This is a genomic window from Pseudotabrizicola sp. (genome assembly GCF_030684215.1).
In the GTDB taxonomy this organism is placed as follows: Bacteria; Pseudomonadota; Alphaproteobacteria; order Rhodobacterales; family Rhodobacteraceae; genus Pseudotabrizicola.
Window position 1 is genome coordinate 116694 of the sequence record NZ_JAUXOV010000071.1, and the last position, 8030, is coordinate 124723.

The following is an 8030-nucleotide window of genomic DNA, read 5'->3' on the forward strand; positions in this document are numbered from 1 at the left end:
ATCGCGAACGTGGCCCGAAGTCATGCCCCCCCGGACAGGGTGGCGCATTGCAGCCGCGCGGATGCGCCCTATAAGAAGACTCGCAGGCAATAAAGGGCAAGGCCCATGACCGAAGACGACAGAGGCACGACGCATTTCGGCTATCAGACCGTACCCGAGGGCGACAAGGCCGGAATGGTGCACGGCGTCTTTACGCGCGTGGCCAACAAATATGACATCATGAACGACCTGATGTCGGGCGGCGTCCACCGTTTGTGGAAAGACGCGATGATGGACTGGCTTGCGCCAAGGCCAGGCCAGCGCCTACTGGATGTGGCTGGCGGCACCGGCGATGTGGCCTTCCGCTTTCTGAACCGTGCGCCGGGGGCCAGTGCCGTGGTGTGCGACTTGACAGAATCGATGCTGATCGCCGGACGGCAACGGGCGGAGGCAGACAGCATGGCCGACCGGTTGGGCTGGGTTGTGGGAGATGCAATGGCATTGCCGTTCGAGTCCAACAGCTTTGATGTCTACACCATCAGTTTTGGCATCCGCAATGTAACACGGGTTGCCGATGCGCTGTCCGAAGCCTACCGCGTGCTGCGTCCCGGCGGGCGGTTGATGGTGCTGGAGTTCAGCCAGATCCCCAATGATCTGATGCAGAAAGCCTATGACTTGTATTCGTTCAACGTCATCCCGCTGATGGGGCAGATCGTTGCAGGCGACCGCGACAGCTATCAGTATCTGGTCGAAAGTATCCGCAAATTCCCCGATCAGGAAAATTTTGCCACGATGATACGGCAGGCGGGCTTTGATCAAGTGAAATACCGCAATCAAACCATGGGCATCGCTGCCCTTCATTCCGGGTGGAAGCTTTAAGTGCGTGGTCCCCACAACATCTGGCGGCTGATCCGCACCCTTGCAACACTGGAACGCACCGGTGCCATTGGTGTGGTGCTGGAGGCGTTTCGCGCCCCGCCCGGCCTAAGATTCGCCGCGCGGATTCTGGGGTGGCCGTTCAAACCGCTGGGGTTGCGCGGCGACCCTGGCCTGCCCCCCGCGACCCGTGCGCTGACCGCGCTTGGTCCGGCCTATATCAAATTCGGCCAGATCCTTTCGACCCGACCAGATGTAGTGGGCGACGAACTGGCACTGCAACTGAAATATCTGCAGGACAAATTGCCGCCGTTCCCGATCGCGGTCGCCAAGAAAATGATCGAGGCCGAGCTGAGCATGCCGGTCGATCAGATGTTCCGCGAATTTTCAGAACCGGTCGCAGCAGCCTCTATCGCGCAGGTGCACAAGGCGTGGTTGGTCGAAGACGGGCGCGAGGTTGCGGTGAAAGTGCTGCGTCCCGGCATCGAGCGTGCGTTTCGCAAAGACATCGACGCCTTTTACTTTGCTGCACAGGCCATTGAATTCATTTCACCTTCGTCACGTCGCCTGCGGCCACTGGATGTGATCCGCCATTTCGAGGGCGTGGTGATGGGCGAGCTGGATTTTCGGCTGGAATCCAGTGCGGCGGCCGAATTTGCCGCAAACACCGAAGGGGACGAAGGCTTTCAGGTGCCGCGGCCGATCTGGTTCTTGTCTGGCCGCAGCGTAATGACGCTGGACTGGGCCGAAGGCATTGGCCTGAATGACAATGACCTGATCGACGCAGCCGGACACGACCGCAAAGTGTTGGGCGCGCGGGTGTTGCAGCTGTTCCTGAACCACGCCCTGCGCGATGGATATTTTCACGCAGATATGCACCAAGGCAACCTGAAAGTGGCCGCGAATGGCAACATCATTGCCTATGATTTCGGCATCATGGGGCGACTTGATGAATACACCCGGCGCGTCTACGCGGAAATTCTGTTTGGGTTCATCCGCAAAGACTATCGCCGGGTTGCCGAGGTGCATTTCGAGGCAGGCTACGTGCCCGCCGACAGGGATATCGACGAATTCGCGCGGGCACTCCGCGCGGTTGGCGAACCGATCTTTGGCATGGACGCCAGCCGGATATCCATGGCGCGACTTTTGGCCTATCTGTTTGAAGTTACAGAGCGTTTCGGCATGGAAACCCGGACAGAGCTGATCTTGCTTCAGCGCACGATGGTCGTGGTCGAAGGCGTTGCGCGCGGCCTCGATCCGCATATTAACATTTGGGAAGTCGCAAAGCCGATTGTTGAAGGCTACATCGCCAAAAACGTGGGCCCACGCGCGCTTTTGCGTGACCTTGCAAAAACGGTGCGGGTGCTGTCTCGCTTTGGGCCAAAGCTGCCGCAGATGGTCGAGAAAGCCTTGATCGCGCAGGCAGACGCTCCCGAGCCCGCGCAAACGAATCGGAATTGGTGGCCGGTCTGGACTGGACTGACTGGCGCGGTGACGCTTGCAGCCGGTGTATGGCTGGGCACCTTGCTCTAGGTGCCAGTGCGTGGGACCGCCTGGTCGCGCGCACCGTTTGGTGGCACCCGCAGGGCGGTGATATCCGTGGCAAGAACCTCTATCCCGCCGCGCAGAACGAGTCTGGTGCCACCCGCGCCCCCCCGCGCCTCAACAATGGGGGCGTAATATTCAACGGGGGTCACCCGAAGCACCTCGCCCGCGTAATAGCTTTCAAGAAACACAGTGTATTGGCCGTTAGGAAGTGCCGCGCCGGTCGCATCAGTACCATGCCATTCGTAAGGGTCTGCTGATACCGGAATGTCCTCACGCGAGACGACTCGGCCCTGAGAATCCCGGACCACCAGAACGGCACGGTCTGCCGCAGCCACAGGGTTAGGAGACAGCGTCACCGGCGTTCCATCAACAAAGACCGGTGCGGCCGCCCGCGCTTCTTGTCCCACCCAGGCCGCAAGCTGTGCCATGCCCAGCATACCAAACTGTGACTGCAGGCTTTCAAGCAGTTGATTGGTGCGCACAGCCTGCTCCACACCTGAAAACGTGGCGAGCTGAACCGCGTAATCTGCGGAATCGATCGGGTTCATCGGATCCTGATTTTGCATTTGTACCGTCAGCATTTTAAGAAACGTCTCAAAATCCGAACTTGCAAAAGCAGATTTAGTTTGTTGGGCCGCATAGGGTGATGTCGCTGAAGCGTTGTATTGCGCCGGAAGAATATTCATCCTGATTTCCTTTCAAAGTCGCAGATCCAGCCGCCCGGCGCCCATCAAAGGCTGCGAGACGATCATGGAGGAAGTTTCCTCGATGAGAGGTGGAGCGGTGGCAGAGAGCTCCGGATTGGGGGACGTTTTGGATGGCGGTGGCCCGCGACGTGTCCAATCTCCAAAACTGAGGGACGGGTTACTGAAGCCCGACAGCCGCAGGTCATTCAACAGTTGTTCCCCATGACGTCGAATCAAGTCCATCGCATCAGGTCGTTCGACATAGAGCGTGATGTGCAGCCGGTCGCCACCGGTCTTGATCTCAAACCGCACATTGCCAAGCTCTTCCGGCCGCAGGGTCACTTCAACCGGACCGTCAACACCCCGTTGAACGATCTGCAGAATCGTTTGCGAAAGCTGCGGCGGCGGCACAGAAGGCGTGCTTCGCATCGGTATGGCAAAGTCAGAAAGTGCGGGAAATGCTTTGAAGGCACCAATATCTGCGTTGGAGAAATTGACATTGCCCGCCTCGGGCTTGGCGTCCTTTGCCAACGACACCAGCGGCAGGTCCTTTTGCAAAATCGGGTCCGGGCGTGCGATAAGTTTCATCTCAACGGTCGGAAGATCTGCGCTTGAGCCATGCGCCGCAGTCATCAAAAGAGAAGGCATTGCTGTTGGCGGCGGCCCAACATTCGCAACATCGCGCCCCTGTTGACTTGAGAGATAAGCCCGCAGCAGATCATTCCCCAGCGGCATCGAACGTGCAGACCGTGCCGCGTCACTGCCCTGCGGCATGTCCGCAGCTGTCGGTTCAACAGCACCGTCAACCCGTGCAAGATCAGCCGGCTTCGCCAGGGCTGTTGGCAGTTCATCTTCCGGCTTCGTTGGCAGAGTCGCCAGTTGCTTTTCCGGCAATCCGAAAAGAGGCTGCGCGGAAGAAGTGTACAATAGGGGTAGGGCCGCTTGATAGGACGACAAAATTTCTGAACGGTTGGCCTGATGTGAACCCAATTCACCTTCTTCGGCCAATTGTGTCGTTGCGGGCAGCAACCAGTTATCTGGCGTGGGAACGCCGCCCTTGATGATCGGCCCGGCGTTCGCTTCTGGCCCATGTTGCCGTATCTGAGGCAACTGGTCAGACCTGAAAACCATCGTTTCTGGATCATCACTCACAGTCATGGACGCCATTTGCAAAGGTAGCACCAAATCGCCGACCGCTAAAGGCATGGCGGCATCCGACGCCACATCTACGCTGCCAACTTCATCCACAGTTTCATATACTTTTTCAGTCGGATTATTCCCGTCCGCTGCAGAGTTTGATGCCCTCTCGGCTGGGACTTGACGGCTCGACGGTGCGGCTTCTGTCGCCTGACCGACAGCCGCGACCACAATGTCAACAATCAGCGCCGCAAATTCGGCTCCGCACTCTGGCATGGGGTTTGCATCCACATGCAATTGCGCAGGACGGAAGGTGTTGGGGGCGATTTGCATTCTGCATGTCCGGGCCAATGGGGTTTAACCCAAGAAATGAACGAAATTGCTTACCGACTATTTACCCAAAACGCAGATATTCAGAACAATTCAAACAAAACGGAGCACTGCAATGCAACTCGAACCAATGCTGACCACCGCCGCTGGCCTGTCTTCACAGCATAGTCAGCTCTTTGAAAAGGCAAAAGAAATGGAAGTCCTTTTCCTAGCAGAAATGCTGTCTCATGCCGGACTTGGGAACCCATCGCAACAGTTTGGCGGCGGTATCGGTGAGGAGCAATTCTCATCCTTCCTGCGAAACGCTCAAGCCCGCAACATGGTTGAAAAAGGCGGATTGGGTCTGGCGCAAACGATTTTTGCGTCTTTGGTTAAGTCTGAGGAGGCACGCCATGCCCGGTAGCGCAGAGACAGTCCTGCAAGATCTCCGCAAGGCTGTGATGGACGGGCAGTATGCGCAGCTAGCCGTTTTGATGCCCGCGCTTCAGGATGTAGAAGCCGACTTCAGATCGGGCGATCTTGTCACGCTCCGCAGCCTTCAGGCTGAGGCAGAGCGGACAGAGGCCTGCCTTCAGTCTGCGCTTTCCGGCGTGCGCGCCGCGCGCCGCCGCGTTGTCGAGGTTGCAGAGGCCGCGAAAGGGCTGACGACCTATGATCGTGTGGGACACAAAGCGACAGTGCCGACGGTGACGCCGACGTCGAGGCGTGTGTGAATTAGTTCAAATCATCGGTGATTGGCGAATGGCAATTCACCGATGATTAGGAGTTGGAGGATTGTATCGGTCTTGCGCCCCGAGGTCGGGGTGGCGCTGCGGGATCCCCCCAAAGCAACGGCAAGAATGCCCTTCCAGCCGTCGGCTGACGGTAACTCTGGCCGCGAAAAGCGCGGCATTTGTGAAGGAAACGTACATGTCTTCGATTTTGACGAACAACGGCGCAATGGTTGCCCTGCAGACCATGAAGGCCATCAACAAGAACATGGGCCAAGTTCAGGCCGAGATTTCTACGGGCAAGGCCGTGGGCAACGCCAAAGACAATGCTGCAGTCTGGGCGATCTCTAAAACCATGGAATCTGACGTGAAGGGCTTCAAGGGTATTTCTGACAGCCTTTCCCTTGGGTCTTCGACGATTGCGGTCGCCCGCTCTGCGTCCGAACAGATCACCAACCTGCTGACCGAGATCAAGGGCAAGATCGTTGCCTCGCAAGAAGCCAACGTCGACCGCACGAAGATCCAGGCCGATGTTTCTGCCTTGCGTGACCAGATCGGATCGATCGTTGGCGCGGCGCAGTTCAACGGCCTGAACCTGCTTTCCAACAACAAGACAACCGTCGCCTATACGGCTGCCGACAACGTCGATGGCAGCGGCAAGATCGATGTGCTTTCTTCGTTGGATCGATCTGCATCTGGCGTTGCATCGTCAAGCATCTCTGTGGGTCGCCAGGATCTGTCAACCACAACCGCAGCCGTCGGCACGCTTACTATGGACGCGAGCGCGATGACAGCTGCAGGCACTGCCACCGCAAACGGGGCAGGCACTGCAACCTATACGATCAACGGCGACACCACGACTGCCGACCGAACCAAAGCCGTGATGGCCGGCGACAGCTATTCATTCGACATGGCCACTGTTTTCGGTGGCACTTTTGCGGCCGCGGCAACTGATAAACAGACGGCAATCTACACGGCAAAGGATGGTGATACGACTGCCGATATCGCCAAAGGTCTTGCTGACATAATGAATTTTCGCCTTGCTGAACAAGGCATGAGCGAAAGCTTCAAGGTCACTGTGGGCGGTCCGGACAAAAACGTTGTCACAGTGACCAACAATACGGCCGCAGACTTGCCAGCCGCAGCTGCCGCTTCCGACGTAACCATCGGCGGTGGTGGCAAGGTTGGTGGTGGCCTCGCCCTGCTAAAGGAAATTGACGTCAGCACCGAAGCCGGCGCAAAAGCGGCTTTGGGCGCGATTGAAGGGTTGACCCAAACTGCTATTCAGGCAGCAGCTGATTTTGGTACGGCCCAAAAGCGGATTGATGTGCAGCAGTCCTTTGTCAGCAACCTTGTCGATTCGCTGCGCTCTGGTATCGGGTCGATGGTTGATGCCAACATGGAAGAAGCATCGGCGCGCCTGCAGGCTCTGCAGGTCCAGCAACAGCTGGCTACACAGTCGCTGTCGATTGCAAACCAGGCGCCGCAAAGCATCCTGTCGTTGTTCCGTTGACGGTCCGGGCCGGGGGCAATCCCGGCCCATCCTCCCACTGAAACAAGATGAAGCAACGCGAAGGATTCGCCGTGAACGCGCTTATTCACCCGAAAATGGGCTACTCTAACCCCGATGCAAGCCTGCGTTCAATGCGCAGTATCGAATATGAAGCTTTGGCGCGGGTTTCGCAAAAGCTTTCCGCCACATGGAAAACCCGGAAATCCAACTTCCCGGCACTGGCACAGGCTTTGTCAGATAACCTTGCACTCTGGTCTACCCTTGCAGCGGATGTGGCATCTCCTGGAAACGCGCTCCCTTCTGCACTTCGCGCACAACTCTTCTACCTGTATGAATTCTCGGATATTCATACCAGACGCGTGCTGGACGGCTCCGCATCAGTAGAGGTGCTGATAGACGTCAACACGGCGATCATGCGGGGCCTGCGTGGACAAGGGGGCGCAGCATGAGCGGACTCGTCATCAAACTTGGCCCACATGAGCGCGTTTTGATTAATGGTGCAGTCATCGAAAACGGCGATCGTCGTTCGCGTCTCGCCATCATGACGCCGAATGCCCATATCCTTCGACTGCGAGACGCAATCCATCCGGAGGAGGTTAATACCCCAGTCCGCCGCGTCTGCTATATTGCTCAGCTGGTGCTCTCCGGCGATGCAGAAGCAAATGACGCGCAGATGCAATTGCTGCGCGGGATTGAACAACTTAGTCAGGTTTTGATTGATCCTGACAGTAGACTTCAACTTACCCTTGCAAGCAAGGCCGTTCTGGAAGACCAGCATTATCAGGCCTTGAAACACCTTCGCAGCCTGCTTCCAAGAGAGGAGCGCCTGATGGCGGTGGGTTTTCGATGAGCTACACTCCTGTTCTTCCAATAGGCGGCTACGCAGGTTGGGCCTTTTTAAAGCGCACGATGGACAAACAGACAGCCGCATTTAACGCGCAACCATCAATAAAACACGATGAAGCCTACTTTCGGGAGAAAATTGGCAGCGTCAACACGGCTGAGCAACTAGGCTCCAGACTCATTGATGATCAAAGCCAGAAGAGGACGGTTGCGGCCAGGGCGACAGCGGAGAGGAAGACCTTCGGGCATCTGTCGTAGCGCGTTGCTACTCGTCGCCAGTCCTTGAGCCTTCCGAACATGATCTCGATCCTGTTGCGGCGTTTGTATCGGCGCTTGTCGTATTTGATGGGCTTGCCGCGCGACTTCCGGCCAGGGATGCACGGCGTGATCCCCTTGTTTTTCAAGCCT

The 8030-nt window shown here is 57.4% G+C and carries 10 protein-coding genes; 7 read left to right on the top strand and 3 right to left on the bottom strand.

Annotation, left to right across the window (positions count from 1 at the left end; genetic code table 11):
- The first annotated feature begins 105 nt into the window (after window positions 1-105).
- Window positions 106-858: a bifunctional demethylmenaquinone methyltransferase/2-methoxy-6-polyprenyl-1,4-benzoquinol methylase UbiE gene (gene ubiE, locus Q8K08_RS16480; RefSeq protein WP_305250795.1), complete on the top strand. Its 753-nt coding sequence runs from the start codon at window positions 106-108 to the stop codon at window positions 856-858.
- Entirely contained in the window at window positions 859-2388 is a 1530-nt protein-coding gene (ubiB, locus tag Q8K08_RS16485; RefSeq protein WP_305250797.1) for a 2-polyprenylphenol 6-hydroxylase, read from the top strand.
- Here ubiB and Q8K08_RS16490 read toward each other — a convergent pair.
- Both Q8K08_RS16490 and Q8K08_RS16495 read right to left on the bottom strand, forming a co-directional pair.
- Window positions 2385-3089 (bottom strand): flagellar hook capping FlgD N-terminal domain-containing protein, encoded by a 705-nt coding sequence (locus tag Q8K08_RS16490; protein ID WP_305250799.1) that lies wholly within the window; start codon window positions 3087-3089, stop codon window positions 2385-2387. The two genes, ubiB and Q8K08_RS16490, sit on opposite strands and share 4 nt — an antisense overlap.
- Window positions 3090-3101: 12 nt before the next feature.
- On the bottom strand, window positions 3102-4559 hold the full coding sequence (locus Q8K08_RS16495) for a flagellar hook-length control protein FliK (RefSeq protein ID WP_305250801.1): 1458 nt from the start codon (window positions 4557-4559) through the stop codon (window positions 3102-3104).
- A 112-nt stretch (window positions 4560-4671) separates the two neighbouring features.
- On the opposite strand from Q8K08_RS16495, the gene Q8K08_RS16500 reads away from it, so the two are divergent.
- The 5 genes from Q8K08_RS16500 (at window position 4672) to flbT (ending at window position 7629) form a co-directional block, all read left to right on the top strand.
- On the top strand, window positions 4672-4959 hold the full coding sequence (locus tag Q8K08_RS16500) for a rod-binding protein (protein ID WP_305250803.1): 288 nt from the start codon (window positions 4672-4674) through the stop codon (window positions 4957-4959).
- Window positions 4949-5269, top strand: coding sequence for a hypothetical protein (locus tag Q8K08_RS16505; protein ID WP_304798139.1), 321 nt, complete (start codon window positions 4949-4951; stop codon window positions 5267-5269). Before Q8K08_RS16500 ends, Q8K08_RS16505 begins: the two co-directional genes overlap by 11 nt.
- Window positions 5270-5465: 196 nt before the next feature.
- On the top strand, window positions 5466-6779 hold the full coding sequence (locus Q8K08_RS16510; RefSeq protein WP_304798141.1) for a flagellin: 1314 nt from the start codon (window positions 5466-5468) through the stop codon (window positions 6777-6779).
- A gap of 71 nt (window positions 6780-6850) precedes the next feature.
- Complete coding sequence (flaF, locus tag Q8K08_RS16515) at window positions 6851-7228, top strand: flagellar biosynthesis regulator FlaF (protein ID WP_305250806.1); 378 nt, start codon at window positions 6851-6853, stop codon at window positions 7226-7228.
- Window positions 7225-7629, top strand: coding sequence for a flagellar biosynthesis repressor FlbT (gene flbT, locus Q8K08_RS16520; RefSeq protein WP_305250808.1), 405 nt, complete (start codon window positions 7225-7227; stop codon window positions 7627-7629). Before flaF ends, flbT begins: the two co-directional genes overlap by 4 nt.
- 181 nt (window positions 7630-7810) lie before the next feature.
- Here flbT and Q8K08_RS16525 read toward each other — a convergent pair.
- A partial coding sequence (locus Q8K08_RS16525; protein ID WP_305250810.1) for a transposase occupies window positions 7811-8030 on the bottom strand: 220 nt, incomplete at its 5' end.

Coding starts and splice junctions, on each gene's coding strand:
- ubiE (WP_305250795.1), top strand. CDS start 106: ATGACCGAAGACGACAGAGGCACGACGCATTTCGGCTATCAGACCGTA.
- Q8K08_RS16505 (WP_304798139.1), top strand. CDS start 4,949: ATGCCCGGTAGCGCAGAGACAGTCCTGCAAGATCTCCGCAAGGCTGTG.
- Q8K08_RS16510 (WP_304798141.1), top strand. CDS start 5,466: ATGTCTTCGATTTTGACGAACAACGGCGCAATGGTTGCCCTGCAGACC.
- Q8K08_RS16500 (WP_305250803.1), top strand. CDS start 4,672: ATGCAACTCGAACCAATGCTGACCACCGCCGCTGGCCTGTCTTCACAG.
- Q8K08_RS16495 (WP_305250801.1), bottom strand. CDS start 4,559: ATGCAAATCGCCCCCAACACCTTCCGTCCTGCGCAATTGCATGTGGAT.
- Q8K08_RS16490 (WP_305250799.1), bottom strand. CDS start 3,089: ATGAATATTCTTCCGGCGCAATACAACGCTTCAGCGACATCACCCTAT.
- flbT (WP_305250808.1), top strand. CDS start 7,225: ATGAGCGGACTCGTCATCAAACTTGGCCCACATGAGCGCGTTTTGATT.